The 24,238-nt window shown below is 53.8% G+C and carries 26 protein-coding genes; 6 read left to right on the top strand and 20 right to left on the bottom strand.

The genetic code is table 11. From position 1 onward, the window contains the following. Positions 1-65: 65 nt before the first annotated feature. Positions 66-1,904 (bottom strand): putative bifunctional diguanylate cyclase/phosphodiesterase, encoded by a 1,839-nt coding sequence (locus QEN43_RS04515; RefSeq protein WP_026612130.1) that lies wholly within the window; start codon positions 1,902-1,904, stop codon positions 66-68. 135 nt (positions 1,905-2,039) lie between these two features. On the opposite strand from QEN43_RS04515, the gene QEN43_RS04510 reads away from it, so the two are divergent. Further along, positions 2,040-2,945, top strand: a complete 906-nt coding sequence (locus tag QEN43_RS04510; RefSeq protein ID WP_317963739.1) for an HDOD domain-containing protein — start codon at positions 2,040-2,042, stop codon at positions 2,943-2,945. Here QEN43_RS04510 and hemH read toward each other — a convergent pair. The 3 genes from hemH to dusA all read right to left on the bottom strand — a co-directional run bounded on the left by hemH (position 2,942) and on the right by dusA (position 5,533). Continuing rightward, the gene (hemH, locus tag QEN43_RS04505) at positions 2,942-3,949 is read right to left on the bottom strand and encodes a ferrochelatase (RefSeq protein ID WP_051332085.1); all 1,008 of its coding nucleotides are present in this window, start codon (positions 3,947-3,949) and stop codon (positions 2,942-2,944) included. The two genes, QEN43_RS04510 and hemH, sit on opposite strands and share 4 nt — an antisense overlap. A 19-nt stretch (positions 3,950-3,968) precedes the next feature. Then, a complete protein-coding gene (folE, locus tag QEN43_RS04500) occupies positions 3,969-4,523 on the bottom strand; it encodes a GTP cyclohydrolase I FolE (protein ID WP_202901203.1) in 555 nt (184 codons plus the stop codon). 74 nt (positions 4,524-4,597) lie between these two features. Then, positions 4,598-5,533 (bottom strand): tRNA dihydrouridine(20/20a) synthase DusA, encoded by a 936-nt coding sequence (gene dusA / locus QEN43_RS04495; RefSeq protein WP_235726718.1) that lies wholly within the window; start codon positions 5,531-5,533, stop codon positions 4,598-4,600. A gap of 152 nt (positions 5,534-5,685) precedes the next feature. Here dusA and QEN43_RS04490 point away from each other — a divergent pair, with 152 nt between their 5' ends. Beyond that, complete coding sequence (locus tag QEN43_RS04490) at positions 5,686-5,946, top strand: hypothetical protein (RefSeq protein ID WP_162144299.1); 261 nt, start codon at positions 5,686-5,688, stop codon at positions 5,944-5,946. Here the strand turns inward: QEN43_RS04490 and QEN43_RS21685 are convergent. Continuing rightward, the gene (locus QEN43_RS21685; protein WP_084162409.1) at positions 5,847-6,173 is read right to left on the bottom strand and encodes a methyltransferase family protein; all 327 of its coding nucleotides are present in this window, start codon (positions 6,171-6,173) and stop codon (positions 5,847-5,849) included. The two genes, QEN43_RS04490 and QEN43_RS21685, sit on opposite strands and share 100 nt — an antisense overlap. Here QEN43_RS21685 and QEN43_RS04485 point away from each other — a divergent pair. Further along, positions 6,084-6,461 (top strand): hypothetical protein, encoded by a 378-nt coding sequence (locus tag QEN43_RS04485; protein WP_317963738.1) that lies wholly within the window; start codon positions 6,084-6,086, stop codon positions 6,459-6,461. The genes QEN43_RS21685 and QEN43_RS04485 overlap by 90 nt on opposite strands. Positions 6,462-6,497: 36 nt before the next feature. On the opposite strand, the gene QEN43_RS04480 is transcribed toward QEN43_RS04485, so the two are convergent. From QEN43_RS04480 to rpoE, 13 genes are all read right to left on the bottom strand, one after another. Next, positions 6,498-7,166, bottom strand: coding sequence for a hypothetical protein (locus QEN43_RS04480; protein ID WP_026612127.1), 669 nt, complete (start codon positions 7,164-7,166; stop codon positions 6,498-6,500). Between the two features lie 157 nt (positions 7,167-7,323). Beyond that, positions 7,324-8,076 carry a pyridoxine 5'-phosphate synthase gene (gene pdxJ, locus QEN43_RS04475; protein ID WP_026612126.1) on the bottom strand — a complete coding sequence of 251 codons (753 nt, stop codon included), beginning with the start codon at positions 8,074-8,076 and terminating at the stop codon, positions 7,324-7,326. After that, positions 8,073-8,828, bottom strand: coding sequence for a DNA repair protein RecO (gene recO / locus QEN43_RS04470; RefSeq protein ID WP_051332083.1), 756 nt, complete (start codon positions 8,826-8,828; stop codon positions 8,073-8,075). The genes pdxJ and recO overlap by 4 nt, the downstream gene beginning before the upstream one ends. Further along, positions 8,818-9,699 carry a GTPase Era gene (gene era, locus QEN43_RS04465; RefSeq protein ID WP_026612124.1) on the bottom strand — a complete coding sequence of 294 codons (882 nt, stop codon included), beginning with the start codon at positions 9,697-9,699 and terminating at the stop codon, positions 8,818-8,820. Before era ends, recO begins: the two co-directional genes overlap by 11 nt. Continuing rightward, complete coding sequence (rnc, locus tag QEN43_RS04460) at positions 9,696-10,385, bottom strand: ribonuclease III (protein WP_036270003.1); 690 nt, start codon at positions 10,383-10,385, stop codon at positions 9,696-9,698. Before rnc ends, era begins: the two co-directional genes overlap by 4 nt. Before the next feature lie 148 nt (positions 10,386-10,533). Beyond that, positions 10,534-10,911, bottom strand: coding sequence for a DUF4845 domain-containing protein (locus QEN43_RS04455; RefSeq protein ID WP_026612122.1), 378 nt, complete (start codon positions 10,909-10,911; stop codon positions 10,534-10,536). Positions 10,912-10,955: 44 nt separating this feature from the next. After that, positions 10,956-11,729 (bottom strand): signal peptidase I, encoded by a 774-nt coding sequence (lepB, locus tag QEN43_RS04450; protein ID WP_026612121.1) that lies wholly within the window; start codon positions 11,727-11,729, stop codon positions 10,956-10,958. Between the two features lie 28 nt (positions 11,730-11,757). Beyond that, entirely contained in the window at positions 11,758-13,563 is a 1,806-nt protein-coding gene (lepA, locus tag QEN43_RS04445) for a translation elongation factor 4 (protein WP_026612120.1), read from the bottom strand. A gap of 4 nt (positions 13,564-13,567) precedes the next feature. Then, a complete protein-coding gene (locus tag QEN43_RS04440; RefSeq protein ID WP_235726747.1) occupies positions 13,568-14,959 on the bottom strand; it encodes a DegQ family serine endoprotease in 1,392 nt (463 codons plus the stop codon). Positions 14,960-15,031: 72 nt separating this feature from the next. Then, the gene (locus QEN43_RS21680; RefSeq protein WP_026612118.1) at positions 15,032-15,472 is read right to left on the bottom strand and encodes a SoxR reducing system RseC family protein; all 441 of its coding nucleotides are present in this window, start codon (positions 15,470-15,472) and stop codon (positions 15,032-15,034) included. Positions 15,473-15,477: 5 nt separating this feature from the next. Then, positions 15,478-16,449 carry a MucB/RseB C-terminal domain-containing protein gene (locus QEN43_RS04435; RefSeq protein ID WP_026612117.1) on the bottom strand — a complete coding sequence of 324 codons (972 nt, stop codon included), beginning with the start codon at positions 16,447-16,449 and terminating at the stop codon, positions 15,478-15,480. Between the two features lie 49 nt (positions 16,450-16,498). Beyond that, complete coding sequence (locus QEN43_RS04430) at positions 16,499-17,017, bottom strand: sigma-E factor negative regulatory protein (RefSeq protein WP_051332081.1); 519 nt, start codon at positions 17,015-17,017, stop codon at positions 16,499-16,501. An 11-nt stretch (positions 17,018-17,028) separates the two neighbouring features. Further along, complete coding sequence (gene rpoE / locus QEN43_RS04425) at positions 17,029-17,601, bottom strand: RNA polymerase sigma factor RpoE (protein WP_026612116.1); 573 nt, start codon at positions 17,599-17,601, stop codon at positions 17,029-17,031. Between the two features lie 388 nt (positions 17,602-17,989). On the opposite strand from rpoE, the gene nadB reads away from it, so the two are divergent. Further along, positions 17,990-19,585: an L-aspartate oxidase gene (gene nadB / locus QEN43_RS04420; RefSeq protein ID WP_026612115.1), complete on the top strand. Its 1,596-nt coding sequence runs from the start codon at positions 17,990-17,992 to the stop codon at positions 19,583-19,585. Between the two features lie 24 nt (positions 19,586-19,609). Here the strand turns inward: nadB and amrS are convergent, their stop codons facing one another. Then, the gene (gene amrS / locus QEN43_RS04415) at positions 19,610-20,719 is read right to left on the bottom strand and encodes an AmmeMemoRadiSam system radical SAM enzyme (RefSeq protein WP_026612114.1); all 1,110 of its coding nucleotides are present in this window, start codon (positions 20,717-20,719) and stop codon (positions 19,610-19,612) included. 108 nt (positions 20,720-20,827) lie between these two features. Between amrS and amrB the strand changes: the two genes are divergently transcribed. Both amrB and amrA read left to right on the top strand, forming a co-directional pair. Next, positions 20,828-21,613: an AmmeMemoRadiSam system protein B gene (amrB, locus tag QEN43_RS04410; RefSeq protein ID WP_317963737.1), complete on the top strand. Its 786-nt coding sequence runs from the start codon at positions 20,828-20,830 to the stop codon at positions 21,611-21,613. Further along, positions 21,600-22,190, top strand: a complete 591-nt coding sequence (amrA, locus tag QEN43_RS04405) for an AmmeMemoRadiSam system protein A (protein ID WP_026612112.1) — start codon at positions 21,600-21,602, stop codon at positions 22,188-22,190. The genes amrB and amrA overlap by 14 nt, the downstream gene beginning before the upstream one ends. A gap of 126 nt (positions 22,191-22,316) precedes the next feature. Here the strand turns inward: amrA and QEN43_RS04400 are convergent, their stop codons facing one another. Further along, the gene (locus tag QEN43_RS04400; RefSeq protein WP_026612111.1) at positions 22,317-23,615 is read right to left on the bottom strand and encodes a hypothetical protein; all 1,299 of its coding nucleotides are present in this window, start codon (positions 23,613-23,615) and stop codon (positions 22,317-22,319) included. Positions 23,616-24,238: the final 623 nt, after the last annotated feature.

Here is a 24,238-nt window from a genome sequence, read left to right as displayed (position 1 = left end):
GAGAACAATGATGATGCCCATCAGGGCCTAAGCTAGTGAACCTGACACCAAAACGGCAAATTCGGCTACGCTGCTTGGGTCGACTGTGAAGAACCTGCGATCTCGTCGATCGCGATTGTCGTTTTATCGAGCAGATAGGGTTCCGGTTTCCCGATCAGATAACCTTGAACATAATCTACGCCCAGCGTTTTCAAAAGGGAAAGAACCTTGGGGCTCTCGACATACTCAGCGATGGTCTTCTTCCCGAGCTTTCGGGCAATATCGATCATGGCCTTGACCAGTACCTGGTCGGTTTCGTCATGAAGTAGATTCTTTATGAATTGCCCGTCGATTTTCAGGTAATCGACGGGGAATTTCTTGATGTAATCGAACGAACTAAAGCCGGCACCAAAATCATCTAAAGCGAAATGACACCCCAGTGCTCTTATGCGCGCGATCATCTCCCGAGTTTGCTGATAATTCGCGACCGTCGCCGTCTCAGTGATCTCGAACGCAACCCGGGATGCGGAAATCCAAGTCATCTCGAGTTTTTGCTTGATCAGTGGCAACAGGGACTGATCCTGAAACGCCACGCCCGAGAGGTTAATCGTAAGACTTACATGCGATTGATTCTCAGGCAGTGAAGCCAGAAAATCGATCGCTTTATCGACCACCCATAGATCAATGTGGTGAATCAAACCCATACGCTCCGCGACCGGGATGAATTCCCCAGGCGCAAACACGTCCGAGCGCTTGCCTCGCATTCGAATCAAAACTTCGTAGTGCGTGATAGCGCCGTCCGAAACTCTGACGACCGGTTGAAACACCAGAAAAAAGCGATTTTCCATCAAAGCTTCTCGGATCAACGGCACCCATAGTATGTCGCTGCGCCGAGTGTAGGCCTCCGTGTCCTTGTCGTTGTACAACTGAACCATATTCCGCCCGTTCGCTTTCGCCACGTAGCAAGCTTGATGGGCTTCCGCAATCAACACACTCGGATGGCTAGCTATGCGGCGCGATTCCAGGAGCGTCACGCCTATGCTGGCCGATATGTGATAGCTGTCCTGTCCCGTGACAAAACGGAATCCGTCCAAAGCTTGGCGAAGCCGTTCGGCAATAGCCAGGGCCTCCTGCTGTGTGACGTTTTCCAAGAGTATGCAAAACTCATCAGCACCGATGCGGGCAGCAATGTGATCCGGCTCTAGCGTGCCGTGCAGCAGGCTGACCGTCTCCACCAGCAACCGATCTCCGGTTTCATGCCCCTCGAGATCGTTGATCATGTTGAACCGGTCCAAATCCAAATACAGCAACGCGCCCTCCTGATCGAAATTTCGGCACCGATGGATGGCGAGTTGAAGTCTCTTTTCCAGGCTGCGCCGATTGGCAAGGCCGGTCAACTCGTCGTGAGCCACCAGATACTTGAATCGAGCTTCCATGATCTTGCGTTCGGAGAGTTCATTCAAAAGTTGCTCCTCCTGGCTGCGTCTCAGGTGGCGCTCGTTTCTCAGTGTCAAACTCATGTTGACCAAGGGTATGAAGTCACGGCCGCGGATCGGTTTCTCGATCAAGCTGACGCCTTGCCTGCTCAGTTGATTCAGGCGGCGGATCTGTGCGCTATCCAATTCGGTCGATTCTTCGGTAAAGACGATCGCCGGAATACCAATTCCTTCGTCTATAGACGAAAAAGACAGACAAAATTCATCTACCTGACATTCAGGCAGGCTGCTATTGAGAATGATGAGGCCGATGTCTTCCGGAGTACGCTGGAATCGTTTCAGTTGGTCCCGTAGTTCTCGTCCGTTAGAGACGACCATGAAATTTGCGAAACCGGCATCGGACAGAATGGATTCAATCTGGGCACAATGACGATCGTTATGCTCGCCGATAATAATCAACTTGTCGCCGAACTGGTTGGTTGGCGTCATAACACCCAGTAAAAAATCGAAGCCCGGTTAAACTTTTAGAGGAGAAAATCAAAACGCGTATCACGTCTAGCATCTTCCTTGAACTGAATATGGATTATAGATGCCACTTCCCGTCATGTCAGTCAAATTAGTTCAGTGGCAAAATATCGTTTGAGGTGGGCGCCGAAAGCTGAAAACATGCAACTCACAACCACTCGCCTCAGCGTTCGCTCAATCCTCACAGGTAACGTAAAACTCGCTTCTCCGCCGGAACTCTTCTTGAAACTCAATGAAGTGCTTGAAAATCCGGAAGCTGATCTGCGTGATGCCTGCGCGCTGATCGAAAATGATCCGGGTCTCTCGGCAAGGATATTAAGAATCGCCAACAGCCCATTTTTCGGAATTCCGGGAAAAGTCACTTCCCTTCGTCGGGCACTGAATATTGTCGGCCTCCAGGAAATCCAGCTTTTGGTATTGACCACTTTGGTGATCGATAAATTTTCAAACTTTGCGAACGGCTTGATGACGATGAAGGAATTCTGGGCAAAGAGCGTCCGCTGCGCTTTGACCGTGCGATTATTAGCGACTTACCAGCGCTACGACCGATGTGTGCAAACCTTATTTTTGTGCGATTTGTTGCATGAAATCGGGCGACTAGTGGTCTATCACCGGCTCCCGGAGTTGGCGCGCGCGGCTGCGCTCTTGGCTCGATCCGAAAAAATCAGTTTTCAGCAAGGGGAAAGACGTGTCATTGGATTCGACCATTACCAAGTCGTTGCGGAACTGGCTCGATTGTGGCGCCTTCCGGAAATCATCGCCGCGACCATCGAGCATCATGATGCGCCGAAAAACGCCATAGGTTTCAGTCGGGAAGCGGCCTTAGTAGCTCAAGCACAATCCTTTGTCTACTCACGCTATGCCGGCCATGACTCGTGGGATACGATAGTAACCGACACAGATAAGCTCGAACTTTCCCTAGCTGCCGGCGCAACGCTGGCCGAGCTCGCTCAAAAACTAGACCAACAATTCGATCAGATTTTCAAGCTGATTCATCCAAACTAATCGACATTCTCGGACCGCAAGCGCTCTGTTATCAAATCAGCCAGAAACCGGGTGTGTTCGGCGCTATCGTTTAATGCGGGGATCAACCGATACTGCTCACCACCCGCTTTCGTGAAGATTTCCTTGTTGGCTATTCCGATCTCTTCCAATGTTTCGAGGCAATCCACGGCAAATCCGGGACACACAACATCGACGCTCCGAATACCTTGTTGCGGCAGTGTGCTGAGGACATCGATACAGTAAGGACGCAACCAACGACCGGGACCGAAACGGGACTGAAAAACCACCTGCCAGGTATTCTTCGAAAGATTCAATTCGCTCGCGATCAGCGCCGCAGTCGCATGACACTGGTCGTAGTAAGGATCGCCCAAAGCACGGCTTCGTTCCGGCAAGCCGTGAAACGAAAACAGTAGATACTCGGCTTTGCCGCTGTCGCACCAGAAATCGTCGATTCGTTTCGCCACGGCTCGGATATAACCTGGATGATCGTGATACTCGTTGACGAATTCGATGTCCGGGATATATCGCCGATCTTTAAGCACCGAGGCGACAGCGTCGAACACAGTCCCTGTACTCGGCGACGAATACTGAGGATACAAGGGCAAAATAAGAAGCTTATCCGCTCCAGCGTTCCTCAACGCCTCCAGTTTTTCTCGAATTGCGGGTTTCCCGTAACGCATCGCGATTTCCACGATGATTTCGCCGCCCGTTCGAATCGCAAGCTCCGACTGCACGGCCCGCGCCAGGTTCATGCTTAACACAAGCAACGGAGACCCCTTGTCCGTCCAGATGGAACGATAGGCCCGCGCCGACTTCGAAGGGCGCGTCCAAAGGATCACACCGTGAAGAATCACCCACCAAAGGGGCCTCGGTAGTTCGACGACCCTCGGGTCCCACAGAAATTCCCGCAAATAGCGTCTGATGGCAGCCGGCGTTGGTGCCTCGGGAGTACCTAGATTGACGAGAAGCACCCCTGTTCGACGGGACTTTTCGGCATCTGCCACAAATGAAATTCCGGCTCTATTACCGATTGATGAGGTTAAGGAATTCCGAGCGCGTACTAATTTGTTTGCGGAACAAACCCAGCATGGACGAGGTGGTCATGACCGAGTTCTGCTTCTCGACACCTCGCATCATCATGCACAGATGCTTGGCCTCGATCACCACGGCGACCCCTGCCGGGTTGATGGCTGTCTGAATGGCATCCGCGATTTGTTTCGTCAATCGTTCCTGAATCTGAAGGCGTCGGGCATACATCTCGACGATACGCGCAACCTTGGAAAGGCCGATCACCTTGCCTTTCGGCAGATACGCCACATGGCATTTACCGATAAATGGGAGGAGATGGTGTTCGCACAGCGAGTACAGTTCGATGTCCTTCACGATCACCATATCCTCGGTGTCCGCTTCGAAGACGGCGTTGTTGAGCACACGCTCCAAGCGCTGATTGTAACCACTGTTGAGGAAGCGAAAAGCCGCCGCCGCTCGCCGAGGGGTATCGACCAGACCCTCTCGGGTCACATCTTCTCCGAGCGCTTGAATGAGTTGAGAGAAAAGTTGCTCCATTACGTTCTGCATGACTGATATCACCAAGGTTGGCCGGTAAGTATATCCCGCGGGGTGCGGAATGTCTTTCTGGCTGAATGATAAATTCACTCCTCACAGTAACGAGCGGCCTCCAGAATCACGTCCGTTCCCGCGTTCGGCTTGGTGGCGTATTGACTAAGATGTCGACGCCACGCCCGCCCACCCGGCCTACCGTGATACAGACCCAGAATGTGTCGAGCGATGGACTGTAGACGTACACCCCGCCTCAATTCCATCTCGACGTACGGCAGCAGAGCCTCGACCACCTGGCGGCGCGTGCGAACGGGGCGGTCATCGCCGAAAAATCGCCGATCGGCTTCCGCTAGTAGGTATGGCTGGTGGTAAGCCGCACGGCCTATCATCACGCCGTCCAAACGCTCGAGGTGTCGTGCTGCCTGGTCCAGATCAACCACACCGCCATTCAGGATAATTTCCAACGTCGGATAGTCGTTCTTGAGTCGTTCGACCACGTCGTATCTTAGCGGCGGTATTTCCCGGTTCTCCTTGGGAGACAAACCTTTAAGCCAAGCTTTTCGGGCATGAATGATAAAGGTACGACAGCCGCCAGACGCGACAACTTCGACGAAGTGTGCGAGTTCTTCGTAACTGTCTCTGTCATCGATACCGATTCGGGTCTTGACGGTAACCGGCAGCGAAACGGCACCGGCCATCGCCGCCACACACTCAGCGACCAACTCGGGTTCCGCCATCAGACATGCACCAAACCGACCGGTCTGCACCCGATCGCTCGGGCAGCCGACATTGAGGTTGATTTCATCGAACCCATAAGCTTCTGCAATCCGCGCACATGCGGCGAGTTCCGTAGGGTTACTGCCTCCTAACTGCAAGGCCAAGGGCTTTTCAGCGGCATGATAGCCAAGCAGGCGCTCGCGATCCCCGTGCAGAATCGCACTTGTCGTCACCATTTCGGTATAGAGCAGCACACGGCGCGAAATCAATCGCACAAAATAGCGAAAGTGCCGGTCTGTCCATTCCATCATGGGCGCGACGCAAATTCTATGTCTTTGATTTAACGACATATCGTTGATTTGGCCTGAAAACTTTTGAATGGTTTTGAATGGGCGGCTAGCTTTTTCTGACATTTTGAACGCCATTCGCTACATTTTGCTCCGTGGGAGGAGGTGTGGAGCAAATGGGCACCATCACAAAAGGAAGAGACGGTTCAACAGCATTCCGCGCAGAAGTTCGCATCGCCCGCGACGGCGTTCAGCTTTTTAAGAAGATTAGGATGTTCGGCCAGTGGGCCGCCGAGGCGCTGGATCGCGTGGACTCGAGAGGTAGCCTGGACGATGCTCAGAACCACCGCCGCACGCGCGCGCAATACGCCTCATACTCTTCGCCGAACGTGTGTCTCATGCTGCGCTCTTCGAAAGGGATGATCACGAAGTTCTGAAGCAGGAACAGGGCCAGAGGCACGAGCCACATAAGCCACGTGCCGGCGATCAACGCTGCGCCAATGCCCATGACAATCGCGCCGAGATACATGGGATTGCGTGACCAGCGATACGGGCCACTCGTGACGAACGCCGAATGGACAGTGGAAGAAGGAAGGATTTCGGCACTATGTCGCCGGAACGTCAGGATAGCCCACCCACCCCAGAGAAACCCCGCGAAGAACACGAAGACACCGGCAGGCTAGTACTGGACAACGGTCGAAAGCCCGAATTCTTCGCCAATCCAGAACGCAACGGCGATCATGCCATAAAGCCAGATCGGCGTGGGAACGCGGACGACTATAGAGGGCTTGCCAAGTTCTGTCATGAGTACTCACTTCTCTCTCACGCAATTGAAGCAAACGACAGCGCGATGGTGCTAACCCGCCACGAAGCCAGCGAATCGATCATCCAGGATCGCAGAATATGGCGCGAAGAGCCGGGAGAAAGTCGAGGAAGAATGCCACAACCTTAGAAAGCCGTGGCTATCTACGAAAACAACTGAGGAAGATCAATCGTTGGACTCGCCGCCAGGCCGCTTCGCCAGCATCGGAATCGAGGCGATTTCCGAGCCGATACGGTGCAGACGGCTCCGCTGCCCTAACCAATAACCGCTAATAAGAACGGCCGTTGTGGCTAAGCTGGCAGCACAGAAGTAAAGCAGGTTCTTGACGTACAAAACTTCATCCAAAAGCTCTTGGTTACGGGCGGCTCCCGAATCGGGTAAACGCCGGAAACGGGCATGTTCAACAGCCGTGCCATCCAACGCGTCGGCACCTCCCACTGCTGCGTAGCCCTGTAAGAGCATTAAATCATTTTTCAATTGGTCAAAAGCGGCGAGATCCGCCGAGCTGACTGTTCCCTTCTCGATCTTGGTCTGAAGAGCTTTGAGCCGCATTTCGACCGAATCCGCCAACAGCGCACCGAACCTCTGTTGCAGCGCCTCCACCTGCTGATTGATTGCCTTGACCCGGACTTCCCCTTCCCTCGAACCGGCTATTTTGGTTTCGAGACGACTGGACAAATACAGGAGAACCGCAAAAGAACATAGACAGGCAACAAAGAGCACGATAAGCATCAGCGGAATCCGGTGCCGAACAGCCAACGCCGGGTACTGGACCGCTGTCCCGGTACGCAACGCGCGCGCGTTCGTTGACTCGCTCTGATGTGTTTCGTACACCCCATCTCCTCCGCTATGTCGCCCCAACCAGCGAAACCGTTGTTTTTAATTCATTACCATCTCAACGCCTTTGACATTTTTCCTTCCTTAGCAAGGCGTACGAGAAAGCAGTTCGGTCTTCCTAGTCAATAGACTGTCAACTATGGCAGATTAAGCCCTATGGGTCAATCGACGAGCGCGCCGTTTCCATGATCCGCTTCATCTCGCTTACCGCCCGCTCTAATCCAACGAACAGGGCTCGTGCCACAATCGAATGCCCGATATTGAGTTCCTCGATCTGAGGAATACGGCAAACTTCGGCTACGTTGTGGTAATTCAATCCATGCCCGGCATTCACTTTAAGACCGACTCCGGCGGCATATTCCGCCGCGCGGGCCAACTGGTCAAGCTCGTCCTTGCGATTCTTTTCGGAAACGGCGTCGGCATAGTGTCCCGTGTGTAGCTCGATGACCGGGGCTCCGGTTTTCGCTGCCGCTTCGATCTGCCGAAAATCGGCATCGATGAACAGCGAAACCTCCACTTCCGCTTCGCCCAATGCTTTGCAAGCGGCATGAATTCGTTGGAAATTCCCCACGACGTCGAGGCCGCCTTCCGTCGTCAATTCCTCGCGTCGTTCTGGAACCAGGCAACAGGCTTGGGGGCGCACTTCTCTTGCAATGGCCACCATTTCATCGGTTACCGCCATTTCCAGATTCAAACGGGTCTCGATCATCTCTCGCAGCAACCTGATGTCCCGGTCCTGGATATGCCTGCGATCCTCGCGAAGATGAGCGGTGATACCATCGGCGCCTGCTTGCTCCGCGAGCAAGGCCGCCTGAATCACCTCCGGATATTTGGTGCGCCGAGCCTGTCGGATCGTGGCGACGTGATCGATATTTACGCCGAGTAAGATAGGACGAAGTGTCGTCATGATGGCCTGCTTTTTGTGAGTTGCTTGAAAAAGTCGCGACTCTTGAGCGGCTTTCCGTTGAGATGATATTGGATCACTCGCCGCATGAGATATTTCGCCTCGAGAAGTTGATCGGGATCGTTCAGCGTTCGCTGCCCCAACCCGAGCAATGTAGCCCCGCCGACCGTATCCGAACCGCCTTCACCGTTTTCTACTGGACCTTGCTCGATCCTGTAGACATACCTTTTTTCCGGATTGATCGGCTGTCCGGACGTAACCTCACGATCAAAAACCATGCCGTACCCCATCTCGCACAACAGCGAAACTTCGAACAACCGTAAAATCCGCTCGATGTTGTCATCCGCCGCAAGTTGAATAAGCGTATTGCCATAGAGATGGAATACCTCCGGATGAGGATCGCGCGAGGGGAGAAAATTTAGGAGCAGCTCGTTCATGTAAAATCCGCAGAACAGTTTCGGTCCATTAAGATTTATGGCGCTTCCCATCGATTCCGCGGCTGTCAGGACCGGCAGCTCGCCTACCCCAACCCAAGAGAGGCGCAAGTGAACGAACGGCTGCAATAAAGCATGTAGTCCCTTCTTATTCTTGCGCGCACCTTTCGCCAGCAGACGGAGGCGACCGAAATTCAATGTGAATACGTCAAGAAGAAGGCTGGACTCTCGATAGGGGCGCCGGTGAAGAACAAAGCCATTCTGCAGCGAGACCCGGCCATGATGTTCCGCTGAAGTTCCTGGGCTCTCGTCATTCGACATAACCGAGACTGTGCAAAGCACGCTCGTCATCCGACCAGCCTTTCCTGACTTTGACCCAAAGTTCCAGGTACACCTTGCACTCGAGCATGCGTTCCAGTTCACGGCGCGCCCGCTCGCCGACCTTTTTGAGGACTGCGCCGTTACGGCCGATGACGATGACTTTCTGCCCCTCGCGCTCGACCCAAATTACCGCATTGATGCGCGTCAACCCGCCCTCGACTTTGAACTGTTCGATTTCCACCGTCAGTGCATGCGGCACTTCCTCTGACAGCGTACGAAACAACTTCTCCCGAATGATTTCAGCAGCGAAAAAACGTTCCGGCTTATCCGTGATTTGATCTTCCGGATAGATCGGGTCGCCTTCCGGCAAGAGCTCTAAGATTTTTTTCTCCAGCACGTCCAGATTGACGCCCTTCAAGGCGGATACCGGAACCAGATCGGCAAACGCGTAGCGAGCTGCAGCCTGTTCCAAAAAAGGCAACAGAACGCTCTTTTCCTCAAGCCGGTCGACTTTATTGATGGCCAGAATGACAGGAACGCCCGCCGACTTGATCCGCTCGAAAATCCATTCATCCTCGGGAAGCCATGCCGGCCTATCGATCAGCCAGACGATCACGTCAACGTCAACCAGGGCGGAGGCTGCGGCCCGGTTGAGGTAGCGGTTCATCGCACGTTTCTGGCTGACATGCATGCCTGGCGTATCGACGAAAACGATCTGTCCTTCCGGAGTGGTTTTGATCCCGCGAATGCGATGTCTCGTCGTCTGGGGCCGACGTGATGTGATGCTGATTTTTTGGCCGATCAGGTAATTGAGAAGGGTTGACTTGCCCACGTTGGGACGCCCCACGAGGGCGACGAAGCCTGCTTTCACGGTTTGAACCCCAGTTTTTCCGCCAGCAGGGCCAACATCTTTTCCGCCGCTTGCTGCTCCGCCTTTTTCCGTGAAGAGCCAACGCCTTCGCAGGAAACCGGAATCAGCGACACACGGCACTCCACGCAAAAGCTCTGATCGTGCGGCTGGCCGCTAACCGCCTTTAGTGTGTAGGTTGGCAATTCAACGCCTCGCGCTTGCATCAATTCCTGCAGCCGGGTCTTCGGATCCTTTTTCCAATCCTGCAGTGAAAGACGGTCTATCGGCTCGGCAAAAAGCTTCAATATCCACTTCCGACAGGCATCCATCCCTTGGTCGATGAGCAGCGCGCCGATCACAGCCTCTAAGGCGTCGGATAAAATCGAATCGCGCCGATATCCGCCGCTTTTCAGCTCACCCGAGCCCAAGACGAGGTAATCGCCCAGGTTCAATTTACGCGCCAGTTCCGCCAATGAAGCCTGATTCACGAGCGTGGCGCGCAGCCGGCTGAGCACGCCTTCGTCGGCCTCAGAGAACTTGTCATAGAGCTTCTCTGCGATCACAAATCCGAGCACAGAATCGCCCAGGAACTCAAGGCGTTCGTTGTTATCGCTCTCGGCGCTCCTGTGGGTCAAGGCCCTCTTAACCAAGGCTGGGTTATTGAAGTGCAAGCCCAGCTTTCTTGCGATTTTCTCCGGTTCCAATATCTCAACCAAACCATCTAGATTCAAGTCAATCGCCTGACAACCGGCCAGGCTACATGGCCATACGGAACTGTCACCAATTTACATATATCCGCCGCGTTCGAGGCGGATAGCAAAAACGCCTTTAACGCACCACGGGAAAGGCTTCTTATCATTTCGCCCCAACCTCAATAAGGTCGTCAAAGTGAAGCAAGGCATCCACGTTTCCAAAAAGGTGCTGGGCAACGTCATACGCTATTTCAACCTTTAGATATGATCCGTTCTTAATGATCTTCACATCTTTTGCCGTTACCCGTTCGACCATGTTTATTTCCCACCGTTTCTGCAGAAGACTCAGGATCTCCTCTCGGGATTTCGAAGCGATGTCGTTCTCCTTCTTGAGCGACTCAAGCGATGATACGACCTTGTAATGTTCCAGGTAGATAGGGCCGATTTTAAGTACAAGCAGGGAAAAAAAACCGATAAGAAATGCAACCCACAGAAAGCCGATCAGCGTCAGCCCGTTCTGATGAGCGGATGAAGTGACCATATTGGGATACTCCAGGCATTTTGAAACATTTCGGTACTGAACCACTAATTCAATATAGTACCGAGACGATCAAATGCGATGCCGCCGTTCTCCCAGTCCCAACTCATCCAGATGAAAAAGGCCTTTCCGACCAAGTGGCTTTCCGGAACGGTACCCCAGTAACGACTGTCGTTGCTGTTGTCCCGATTATCACCCATAACAAAATAATGACCTTCGGGTATCGTAAATTCCCCCTGTACCGATGGCTGGTCCTCGCGAATCAAGATGTCATGCGTCACGCCGTCCAAATCCTCGCTCAAAAGACGAGCGCCGGTCATCACGCTGCCCTGCCCGACGCCTTGATATTCGGCAATATAGGTTTGCTTGATGGGCTTGCCGTTCACGTAAAGCTGCTTGTTGTAATAGCCGATACGATCACCGGGCAGACCGACGACTCGCTTGATGTAATCCACCGTCGGGTCTTTTGGAAAGCGGAACACCATGATGTCGCCACGTTTGGGCTTGCCTACTTCGATGATCTTGGTGTTCAAAACCGGAAGACGAATGCCGTAGGCATATTTGTTGACGAGAATGAAATCGCCAATAAGAAGGGTCGGCATCATGGAACCAGAGGGAATACGGAAAGGCTCCACCAAGAATGACCGCAGCAGAAGCACGATGAGAACAATCGGAAAAAACGAACGGGCATATTCCACGATGACCGGTTCTTTCCCTGCAGCAACATTCGGTCGAACACGTCGCAGCAACACATAGCCGCCCCAGATGATCCCGGTCACGGCTGTTGCCATCACCAAAAAGAATGAAAAATCGAAATCCATAAGCTGGGTCTTTTTATCGTTTTCGGCATCAGGAATCTTTGTTTACCCGCAAAACCGCCAGAAATGCCTCCTGCGGAATGTCGACCTTCCCCACCTGTTTCATCCTTTTTTTGCCAGCCTTCTGCTTTTCCAGAAGTTTCTTCTTACGGGTAATATCGCCGCCATAGCACTTGGCCAGTACGTTTTTGCGCATCGCCTTCACTGTCGAACGAGCGATAATTTTCGAGCCGATAGCGGCTTGAATGGCGACTTCGAACATCTGCCTGGGAATCAGATCTTTCATACGCTCCACAAGATCGCGCCCTCGGGTTTGACTGATATCCCGGTGCACAATCAATGACAAAGCATCGACGCGCTCGCCGTTGATGAGGATGTCCAGTTTGACCAGCGGCGCCGCCTGGAAGCGCCTGAACTCGTAATCGAACGACGCGAAGCCGCGACTGACGGATTTGAGACGATCGAAAAAGTCCAATACGATTTCGCTCAAGGGCAACTCGAAGCCAAGCGATACTTGCCCGCCCATGTACTGCATTCTCTTCTGCACACCGCGTTTTTCGACACAAAGCGTTATCACAGCACCCAAATAATCCTGCGGTACCAGAATATTGGCTTCTATGATCGGCTCGCGGATTTCTACAATCTCGTTAGGCGGCGGAAGCTTGGATGGATTGTCGATCTGAATTGTGGAGCCGTCCGTCTTAAGCACCTCGTACACGACTGTAGGCGCCGTCGTAATCAGATCGAGATCATATTCCCGCTCCAGCCGCTCCTGAATGATCTCCATGTGCAACATGCCGAGGAATCCGCATCGGAAACCGAACCCCAAGGCCTGGGAAGTTTCTGGTTCGTACTGAAGCGCGGCGTCGTTGAGGTGGAGTTTGTTCAGCGCTTCCCGAAGATCCTCGTAATCGTCGGATTCGACCGGATAAAGCCCTGCGAATACTCTGGGTTGAACCTGTTGGAAGCCCGGCAGGGGGGATTGACAAGGCCGATCGGCCGACGTGATCGTATCGCCCACCGGTGCGCCGAAAATATCCTTGATGCCGGCCACCACAAACCCCACTTCACCGGTCTGAAGTGTCTCCTTATCCAGAGATTTCGGCGTAAAAACCCCCAGCTTTTCCACCAGGTAGCTCTTGCCGGTCGACATGATCAGGATCTTTTGCTTGCGGGAAATGGATCCGTTGACTACCCGTACCAGCGAAACGACCCCGAGATAGTTGTCGAACCAAGAGTCGATGATCAGCGCTTGCAAAGGCGCTGCTGGGTCCCCCTTGGGTGGGGGCACCTTGTTCACTAGCTGTTCGAGAAGATCGTTGACGCCGAAGCCTGTCTTGGCGCTGATTTTCAAAGCGTCGTCGGCCGGCAGCCCGATGATCTCCTCGATTTCCTTGCAAACCCGTTCCGGCTCGGCCGACGGCAAATCGATCTTGTTCAGCACCGGGATGACTTCCAGCCCCTGCTCGATCGCCGTGTAGCAATTCGCCACGCTTTGCGCTTCTACGCCCTGCGCCGCGTCGACGACGAGCAAGGCGCCTTCGCATGCCGCCAAGGATCGCGACACTTCGTAAGAAAAGTCCACATGGCCGGGCGTATCGATCAGGTTGAGCTGATAGGTCTCGCCGTCTTTCGCTGTATAGTTGAGCGTTACACTTTGAGCCTTGATCGTAATGCCGCGCTCCCGCTCGATATCCATCGAGTCGAGCACCTGATCAAGCATCTCGCGCTCGCTTAAGCCCCCGCAAATTTGTATGAAACGGTCTGCGAGAGTCGACTTGCCGTGATCGATATGAGCAATAATGGAAAAGTTACGAATGTGCTGCTGATCGGCCACGGCCTCAATCCTTGAGTTTCAAGGCCAGGAACGACGACCCACCGCGCCGCTGCACCAATACCGCTATCGATTTGCCTTTAGGCAAGCTCTTTACCACTTCGTTGAAATGGTTCACGTCTTTGATGACTTGATCCTGAATCCGAAGAATCACGTCACCGCGACGTATACCCGCATCGTATGCCGGACCAGGATTGACTGCCTGCACCAGCACACCATGACGCGGAATTTCCATCTGCTCTCGCTGCTCAGCCGTCAAATTGGACACGCTAAGCCCCAAACGGTCGAAGGTTCGAGCTCCCGGAGCCTCTTCAGACCCCAGCATTGTCCCTTCATCTTCCGGCAACGAGCCAATCTTGACCTTCAACTCGCGGGTTGAGCCGTGACGAATGACCTTGATGGTTGCGGTCTCCCCTACCTTCGCCATACCCACCATTGGAGGCAGGGATGGCGAATCGTTAACTTCCTGCCCATTGAATTCGATGATGACGTCGCCCACTTGTATGCCGGCGGCCTCGGCAGGACTCTTTTCCAAAACTCTTGAAACCAGTGCGCCCTGTGGCTTCTTCATTCCGAATGATTCCGCCAGCTCACGCGTGACATCCTGGACCTGTACACCCAGCCAACCGCGCGACACACGACCCTGCGTTTTCAATTGCTCGACCACTTGCATGGCGACTTCGATCGGAATCGCGAACGACAAACCCATAAAGCCGCCAGTGCGGCTATAAATCTGTGAGTTTACCCCGACAACCTCGCCGTCCAGATTGAACAGAGGTCCCCCAGAATTACCTGGATTGATCGCCACGTCAGTCTGGATGAACGGCACATAGTTGTCACTTGGTAGACTCCGACCTTTCGCACTGACGATCCCCGCCGTCACCGAATGATCGAAACCGAAAGGCGAGCCGATGGCCAGCACCCATTCGCCCACCTTCAATTTATCTGCCGAGCCCATTTTCACGACCGGCAAATGGTTGGCGTCTATTTTCAATAATGCAATATCGCTGCGCTTGTCAGATCCGACTACTTTCGCAACCAATTCCCGCCGATCCTGAAGACGCACGACGATCTCGTCAGCATCCTTGACGACATGGTGATTGGTCAAGACATAACCGTCTTCCGAGACGATGAAGCCGGATCCCAATGATTTCACTTCGCTGGGCTGGCCTCCACCACCTTCCCCAAAGAACCGTCGAAAGAAATCGTCAAACGGCGTTCCTTCCGGTATTTCGATTCCGTCCGGTAATTGCGGCTCGGTAGCGTTCACCTTCTGCGAAGTGCTGATGTTTACTACCGCGGCGCTGTTCCTTTCCACTAAGCCGGTGAAGTCGGGAAGCTGAGCAAAAACTCCCTGAGACGAAAGCCCCATAAGAAAAAAACAAAGCGCGAGGGCCATCCACCTGGTATTAAGCATACGAAACTCCCCAGTCTTCACGGACCAAAGCATGGATTAAAAGAGGGTTTGATATCAGCTAAGTTTACGGAGTATCACGGGGCTCAGTTTGTCGCGGGAGAGTACCCCTGTGAACCTCAAAATGATGAAGGACAAACTCAGGCCTATCGCGCCTCCGATTACGCTGGCCCCATCGCTAGAGACGTCTAATGCCAGCGAGAATACGATGATATTTCCCAATATGGCGCCGAGAAATAAGCCTAATAAAGGAATCAAGTATGCACAGAAGGACCCTTTCACGAAGGCATCCTCCTGAATTCCTAGCACAACCCGATCCCCTACTTGAACGTCGATTGGGGACAACACCTGTAACCGAATGGTCGGAGCCCCGAAATACCTATCCACAACGCCTGAAGCGCATTGCCGCAAACAGCCGCCGCAGGCCGACCTCCTAGGCTTTTCTACCCACACCTTTCCTGGCTCCGTATGCGAAACGACCGCTTCTTCCTCAATCATGGGTCTTATTTCGATTGAAGACGCACTCCGCTGGCGATGGCCTCAACGGTTCTGACGGGAACTTCGCCCATCACGGTAACCAGGTAACGATCGATCATACGAGAATGCGCATTTATCGCACCGACCTTCTTGTGGTGTCCTTTGACGATACCGCCCCCCATTTCATCAATATAAATTGAAACAGAAGAGAAACCGTCACTCAATAAGATATGTTCTACCGGATGTTCGGTCGGTGTACGAATCAGCCGGGTATACGAAATCATCTGAAATCCATCGGGCACGCTTCCCAGCGCCCAATTTAACGATCCAAGCGGCATTGCTTCACGCCGCTTGATCTGCCACGTCAAAGCATCGACTTTGGTGGACGCATCCAGTTCAGCAAGCGGAATGGAGTTTTCGACGCTCAATGACGTGAACATCATTTGCTCAACCACTTGGCCACGTTCGTCCACCAACTCGAATTTGAGCGGCAATTTGGATTCTAAATCGACCCAAATCCGCCGAGCGTACCGAAAATCGTCGCGCGGCTCAATGCTGATAACCTGCGATAAGCGCTGCGCGACATACTCCTGCTCCTCAAGCTTCAAATCATAATGCCGCGACAGTTGCTTCCAATCGTCTGGCAGTTCCAGAAGAACCGAACGTCTCGGCGGTCTATTTTCTATAAAAACCGTTTTGGTATCGGGAAAGTAGCACGATACCTTTTCCGCGCTTCGGACGACCTCCCTCAACGGACTGTTCATGGATACCAAGCGCTCATGCTCCATGCCATCCGTGTACGCATGCAATAACTGAAAGCTCTCGACGTGGCTGTCTTTAAGATATGCCACGATTCCCCGATAATTCAGCTGGCTTACCGCCTGCCGCATGTCCATCAGCCAACGCACCGCATCGTTTCGGCTAGGCTCGCCGGTCCCGCCCAAAGCTTCGGCCGCAATCATCATCAGACAAATTTGCCATGCCAAAATCCGGCGCATGCCGAACCCGTCCACAGAGAGCACAAAAAGTAAAACCATCGATCCGAACTTAGCGAGAAGAATCGTAGGTCACTAGACGAGCATAAGGCAACATGCCCGGAGCGCCTGCTAAATAAGCGGTTTCATTATGAGTTACCAGATAATCCTGGAACTTCGGATCGACCGCTGTGTGAGCGTCACTAGAATCGACCATCTCGATATGAGCCAATACTTCCGGAGGGTGTACCGGCGAATGCTCACTGACGGACTTGCCGACTAGAATCGCAACCACCGCCAGCGAAGCGGCAATTGCCGCCGTAACGGCTTTTTCACGGTAGTGCCGTTTGTCCGATCTCGGCGCAAGAATTGTCGGCTCATCGGCCAAGGCAGCCCTGACTCGCTCGACGAAACCGTCGTCAACGGCCGGGACTTTTCCCGATCTCAGCACCTCGCTCACTAGGCGGTAGCGATGCCATTGCTTGCGAAGCTCCGCATCAGTCTCGATGCGAGCCATCAACGCCATTGACTCGCTTTTGCTCAATTCTCCATCTAACAATAACGACAGCTTTTCTCTTAAATCATCCGACATTAACTTGCCCCCTAACCGAGCAAAAGTTTTAGTTTCTTATCGATGGCTTCGCGCGCGCGGAAAATGCGTGAACGCACGGTTCCCACCGGACAATTCATCACTTGGGCGATTTCGTCGTAACTTAAACCATCGAACTCGCGCAAGCTTATCGCCGTGCGGAGTTCTTCGGGAAGCTCGTCTAGCGCAAACTGGATTACCTGAGCCAGTTCCTGGCTCAACATCACTCCCTCAGGGGTTTCTTGGTCCTTTAGACGTACAGCGGATTCGAATTGTTCCGCCTCCTCGATTTCGATTTCATCTTCCGACGGCCGACGCGCGCGCATAGCGATGTGATTTTTCGCCGTATTGATCGCGATTCGATACAGCCACGTATAGAACGCGCTTTCGCCGCGAAAGCCAGGCAATGCTCGGTAGGCCTTAATGAAGGACTCCTGAGCGACATCCAAGGCTTCGTGGGGATCTTTAATATAGCGGTTGATCAGCTGGGCGATTTTATATTGGTACTTTCGAACAAGAATGTCGAATGCAGTTTTATCGCCTCGCTGCACCCTCCGGACTAATTCCTCGTCGAGTTGCTCGCCCATCTCGGGAAACCTTTTCCCTACCTAACAGGGCATATACGAGACCAAAAGACCCGATCTTTTGTTCGAATTCGAATAAGACAAGCGGACAAGAAAAACGGCTTACTAGAGAATTTCATTAAGAGTTAGATACACGGGTTGACAGACAAGACTGTCGAAGATTGACGCACAATTGCATTCGCTTGATTCTACAGGAAGAATTATCGTAGTTTCGCAAGCGCCATTCAATGCGTATTTCGTCGTATCCACCACAATATCCGATTGCGGCCGCTCAGACTGGCAAGTCGCGAATGGTCTTACACCAACGTCGCGAAAGTTGGTTCAACACCGACTGTTTTGGACGCGTTACTTTTGCAGTACGATGGCCTGACCATTACATTGTTCTCCGTTCATGTCATCCCCGATTTATGATGTCTTGATCATCGGCAGCGGTGCTGCCGGCTTAAGCTTGGCTCTACGCATCGCCGATCGTTCACGCGTCGCCGTCTTATCCAAGACCACTCTCACCGAAACCAACACATTTTACGCCCAGGGTGGTATATCCGCGGTACTGGACGCGGAGGATTCCATCGAATCCCACATACAGGATACACTCAATGCGGGAGCCGGTCTTTGCGATCCGGATATCGTGCGACTCGTCGTTTCGTTGGGTAAGGAATGCATCGATTGGCTACTGGAAAGAGGCGTACCGTTCACCGAAGCGAACTCGGAAAACGGCGCTCAGCATCTTCATCTGACGCGGGAAGGAGGACATACTCACCGCCGCGTCGTTCACGCGGCTGACGCCACAGGGCGGGCTGTCGAGTCCTCGCTGGCGCAGCATGTGCGGGCCCATCCTAATATTGACATCTTCGAATTCCATAACGCCGTCGACCTTATCACCGCAAGAAAGATCGGCCTCGAAGGGAACCGCGTACTGGGAGCTTACGTACTCGACACCCGCGCCCATGTCGTAAAAACGTTCAGGGCTCGGCTCATCGCCCTCGCGACCGGCGGTGCCAGCAAGGTGTATCTGTACACCAGCAACCCGGACATCGCCACCGGCGACGGCATTGCCATGGCCTGGCGGGCCGGCGCATGCATCGCCAACATGGAATTCATTCAGTTCCATCCGACCTGCCTTTACCACCCCCACGCCCGCTCCTTCTTGATTTCCGAAGCGGTTCGAGGCGAAGGCGGAAAACTCCTGCTGCCGGACGGCTCGCCTTTCATGCACCGATTTGATCCCAGGGAGGAATTAGCCCCCCGCGACATCGTCGCGCGCGCCATCGACCACGAAATGAAGCGTCTGGGCGTTGATTGCGTTTATCTCGACATCAGCCACAAGCCCGCCGACTTCATCAAGAGTCACTTCCCGACCATCTATGCACGGTGCCTCGAACTCAATATCGACATGACGTCGCAACCGATACCGGTGGTCCCGGCGGCCCACTATATCTGCGGAGGCGTCCGGACCGATCACCGTGCGCGTACCGACGTACCGGGACTTTATGCTATCGGAGAAACGGCCTGCACCGGGTTGCACGGAGCCAACCGCATGGCCAGCAATTCTCTGCTCGAATGTCTCGCTTTCGCCAAGTTAGCAGCGGAGGATATCGTCATGACCCTGCCGGAGACCCCGCCGCCGCCGGACCTACCCGAATGGGACGAATCGAAGGTCACCGATTCGGACGAGGAAGTTGTGGTTGCTCACAACTGGGATGAAATCCGGCGGTTCATGTGGGACTACGTGGGAATCGTTAGGACCAACAAACGTTTGCAGCGGGCGTTGCGGCGTGTCGAACTGTTGAAACAGGAAATCGCCGAGTATTACGGAAATTTCAGAGTCACCAGCGATTTGCTGGAATTGCGCAACCTAGTCATCGTCGCCGATTTGATCATCCGCTCGGCCCTGTCGCGCAAGGAGAGCCGAGGACTCCATTTCACGCTGGACTATCCCCATACAAACGACAATGAACCGCCCAGGGATACCGTAATCTGTCCTTAATTCCCGCTCGAGATTTGCGGCGCGTCAACGGCGCCCAACCGCTCGGGAATACATCCTGACCGGAACGCGCTTGCTACCCCACTCGCCCGGTTTTTCCTCGAACACGCCGGCGCAAGGCGTGTTGCATACATTACAGGTACCTTGGGGCGTTAAGTTCCACTCCGACAGCTCGTACCAGTCACGACCGATCAGGAGCTGTCCACAGTGATGGCAGTAAGTGCTTGCAGCCCCCTTATCGTGGACGTTGCCAACATAGACATACCTGAGACCGTTTCCTATGGCGATCCGCCGGGCACGAATCAGGGTATCCAGCGGCGTGCGAGGCTTGTCTATCATCTTCCAATCAGGATGGAATGCCGAGAAATGGAGGGGAACGTCGGGGCCCAAGCGATCGACCACCCACTGCGTCATGCTGTCCAGTTCCTGATCCGAATCGTTCTCGCCGGGGATCAGCAGGGTCGTAATTTCCAACCACACGGACGTCTCGTGTTTGAGGTATTGCAGGGTGTCCAACACCGGTTGCAAACTGCCGCCGCAGATTTTACGGTAGAATTCATCCGTGAACGCTTTCAGATCGATATTAGCCGCGTCCATCACGCTATAAAACTCCGCGCGCGGTTCGGCGCATACATAACCTGCCGACACCGCGACCGATTTGATGCCGAGCTTTCGGCATTCCTTGGCAACATCCACAGCATATTCATGGAAGATGACGGGGTCGTTGTAGGTGTAGGCAACGCTGCGGCAACCCAGTTCCTTGGCGGTCCGCGCGATGGCGTCCGGAGAAGCCTGATCCATTAGTGAGTCCATTTCCCGAGATTTGCTGATGTCCCAGTTTTGACAGAACTTGCAAGCGAGATTGCAGCCTGCCGTGCCGAATGAGAAAACCGGCGTGCCGGGAAGAAAATGGTTGAGAGGCTTTTTCTCGATTGGATCGATGCAGAAACCGCTCGAGCGCCCATAAGACGTCAATACGATCTTGCCGCCCATATTGGCGCGAACAAAACAAAGCCCCCGCTGCCCTTCATGCAGCTTGCAAAACCGCGGGCACAGTGTACATTCCACCCGACTGTCACCCACTGCTCGCCAATAGCGCGTGGGGAAACCCTCGTCCATTTCGGTGTTGAGGTTCATGATCGGCACTACATTCGTTAAATCGTACTCGTTTGTAAACTATCTCCCGACAAACACTCAACGAGGTTTCGAGATGACATGGCATCGCGCCCTACGTAGGAGTCGACTATGAAGAAAGTACGTCAACCCGCCGTAGCGGGGCTCTTCTACCCGAGCGACGCCGACCAGCTTCGTGCCATGGTTCAGGGTTTCTTGCAGGACGCCGATACAAGCGAGCCGCTACCGAAAGCCATTATCGCACCGCACGCTGGATACGTTTATTCGGGGCCTGTCGCCGCGAGCGCGTACGCCCTCTTGCGACCGGGCCGCGACACTTTTCGTCGCGTGATTCTGATCGGCCCGTCTCATCGGGTCGGCTTCCATGGGATCGCAGTCAGTCGAGCGGATATTTATGCCACGCCTCTAGGCAATGTCCCTATAGACTACGGAGCCATCGAAAAAATTCTCGACTTGCCCTTCATCAAGAGCTTCGACGAGGCGCACTTGCTCGAACACAGCCTGGAAGTTCACTTACCTTTTTTGCAGACGGTCCTAGACCGGTTCGAGCTGGTTCCGTTGGTCGTCGGCAGCGTGGCGGCATCTGAGGTTGGCACGGTCCTCGAACGGCTGTGGAGTGACGCGGAAACTCTGACCGTGATCAGCTCCGACTTGAGTCACTATCATGACTACGCGACAGCCAAGCGAATGGATCAGGCCACGTCCCTCGCGATCGAAAGGCTTCGACCGGAAGATATCGGCCACGACTCAGCTTGCGGAAGTATGGCGATCAACGGTCTCCTCCATTTCGCTCGTCAAACCGGACTCAAGGCGCGGACGCTGGATTTGCGCAATTCCGGGGATACGGCCGGTTCCAAGGATCGAGTGGTCGGTTATGGGAGCTATGCCTTCCACTGACGCGATCGGTTTCCTACGTCCGACACATCGACGGGCATTGCTCGACCTGGCCAGGCGATCCATCGAGCACGGCTCGGTTCACGGCCTACCGCTTCGTATCCAACCGGAAACTCTGGCGCCCGAACTCGCCGTCAAGAGAGCCACGTTCGTGACGCTCGAATTGCACGGGAAACTGCGGGGCTGCATCGGGACCCTGCAAGCCGTTAGAGTCTTGGCCGAAGACGTCGTCCACAATGCCTATGCAGCAGCGTTCAGAGATCCGCGGTTTCCGCCGGTCAGTCCAAGCGACGTTGAACGCCTCGACATCCGTCTATCCTTGCTGACGCCGGCGGAACCAATATCCTTCACCTCGGAAGAGGATCTGTTAAGACAAATGACGGTAGGCGAGGATGGCTTGATCTTGGAAGAGGGATTTCGACGCGGAACTTTTCTGCCGACGGTTTGGGCATCACTGCCGGATCCCAAAACCTTTCTACAACACCTGAAATTGAAGGCCGGCTTACCCGAAGATTATTGGTCGGACTCGATCAAGGTCTATCGCTATCGCACGGAAACCATCGACAAACATTCGGTCTAGATCCCCAAAAATTGAAGCTCGGCGAAATCCGTCCATATCGCACGGGTAAGCCGCTCGCTCGCCGAGTGGAACACAGGTTACGGAAGTCGGAGCACAGACGGGTCCATCCCTGGACGAATGGCGCCATCAATAGCCCTCTTTTTCAATAAGATATCGTTGCACTGCCGATTCGTAGACTTCGGTCGAAATCTTCGGTCCGTACACCACGGTCTGGCAGTGTTCCTCGACGATGATGCTCAGCAATCTGAAAGCATTTCGCGGTGTCAGCTGGCGCACGATGAATTGGGCCTTGCTCTCCCCCTCTTCCTCAAAAATGTCTGCCAGCTTGATCGGCGCGCTTCCCGGCTTACGCGCCACATTCATACGCTTCTCGATGAGCCGGATCATGTTGTCGGCCGACCAATTGATGGACGAGATGGTCTTGATCCTGTCGCTCCGATAATACTTTTTGAGATCGTGCAACTCGTACGGCAGGAACAGAATGATGCCTAGGTGATCGATCTGGAACAGCTGATCGTCGAGGATAGGCGTCACAAGCTCGCGCATCTTTTCAGGATCACCTTTGATACTGGTGGGCTCGTCCACGCGGTCGACCAGTAAATAAACACCGGATAGGCCAAAATACTGGACCAGGTCCATGTAGCTCTTCAGCAAGGTGAACCGGTTCTCGGTCATCCTGGGAATACCGTGGAACTCAAACAGGCCCGGCCCGATTTCCTGGATGATCTTGAACATGTTCTCCACCGAGACCGGAATGCCACGGATGTTCCGGTAAATCTCCCCGGCGAGCAACTTCGCCTGCTTGTTCGAGAAAAAGCTGTTCCGCTTTTTGTAACCGGCAATTGTAATGAGCTTGCGAAGTGCCGAGATCTTGCTCGAAAGGTCATTGGGGGCGAAATAAAGCGCCGTGAGCAGTATGAATTTCTCCGCGAACTCCCGATTGTCCTTGAGCATCTCCTCCTTTTGCGCTTCGGTGATATAGCGATACAGCTCCTCTATACCAAGTTTGAGAAGGTAATCGAGGTGGTCGTCGAGGGTGATCTTGCTTTCCCGGATGAGCACCTCTTCCTTTCTTCTCCGAAACAGCTTCGCAAGCCCTGGCTTCCTCGGCGAATATTCCGCGGGAAGTTTTCTGACTTTGGTGACCTCGCTGAGCAGTTCGTTGAACTCGACATATTTGATCACCAGCACCTTATCTCGATATTGGCGGAGATAGCGCTCGGTATCAATCCGCATAGAGGACTTTCCAGCACCGCGAATCGCGAAAATCACGTACGGGCTTGGTTTGTCCAGATTCAGCAACGCCGACCGCAGCGATGTATTCTCTATCATGGCCGCCTGCAAATAAGGATCGCGGTCTGCGTCGAAGATTACGAAGGGATGATGTTCAAACTGCCATACATGCAGCCATTCTTTTATTTCCATCAGACTCTCGATGAGATCTTATTCGTCGGAAAATTCGCTACTGCCCCGAGACGGTCTCGAAATTGGAAGACTTAAGCCTACCTAAGTCGGTTCCGAAAACCCTTCGATAGGCTCAGGGCGAACGGCCTACTGAAATAGGCTCTTATTGTTCCCGGGATAACCATGCCCCCATGGCTGCCGAACTATAGCATAGTTCACGTCGATTCCAGCCGCCTCGCCTCCTTAAAGAACGCTCTAGTTGAGTTTCCGATTCCTCACTTTGCCTGTCTGGGGCTACGAGCGACGCCCGCACGTACATTCGTTCGCGAGGAGCGAGCGGGAACGTACCAAGCTCGGCCTGAAAAGAGAGTCTCCGGCATGAGACAATTACTATGCTGTCACCTTTCATTCGAAAGCCCGAGGCAGCCCGTTCCCGGCTTACCCACTCGTCGCATTGCGCCTCGCCCTGCCGAATTATCGTGGAGGGAGAAGGCTTATACAGGGCTTCCTGACGGCAGATATCTCGATTCCCGACGCGCGCAAGTGGACGACCGACGAAACTTGGAGATAACCAAAGTTGAACCGCGAAACAGCAGTCGGATGCGCACTGTGCTATCGGGTGCATAGGGGCTTTACCCATAAAG

The sequence above is a fragment of the Methylocaldum szegediense genome, assembly GCF_949769195.1.
In the GTDB taxonomy this organism is placed as follows: Bacteria; Pseudomonadota; Gammaproteobacteria; order Methylococcales; family Methylococcaceae; genus Methylocaldum; species Methylocaldum szegediense.
The sequence above is the reverse complement of the archived record's forward strand: the minus strand, read 5'-3'. Positions and strand labels throughout refer to the sequence as shown.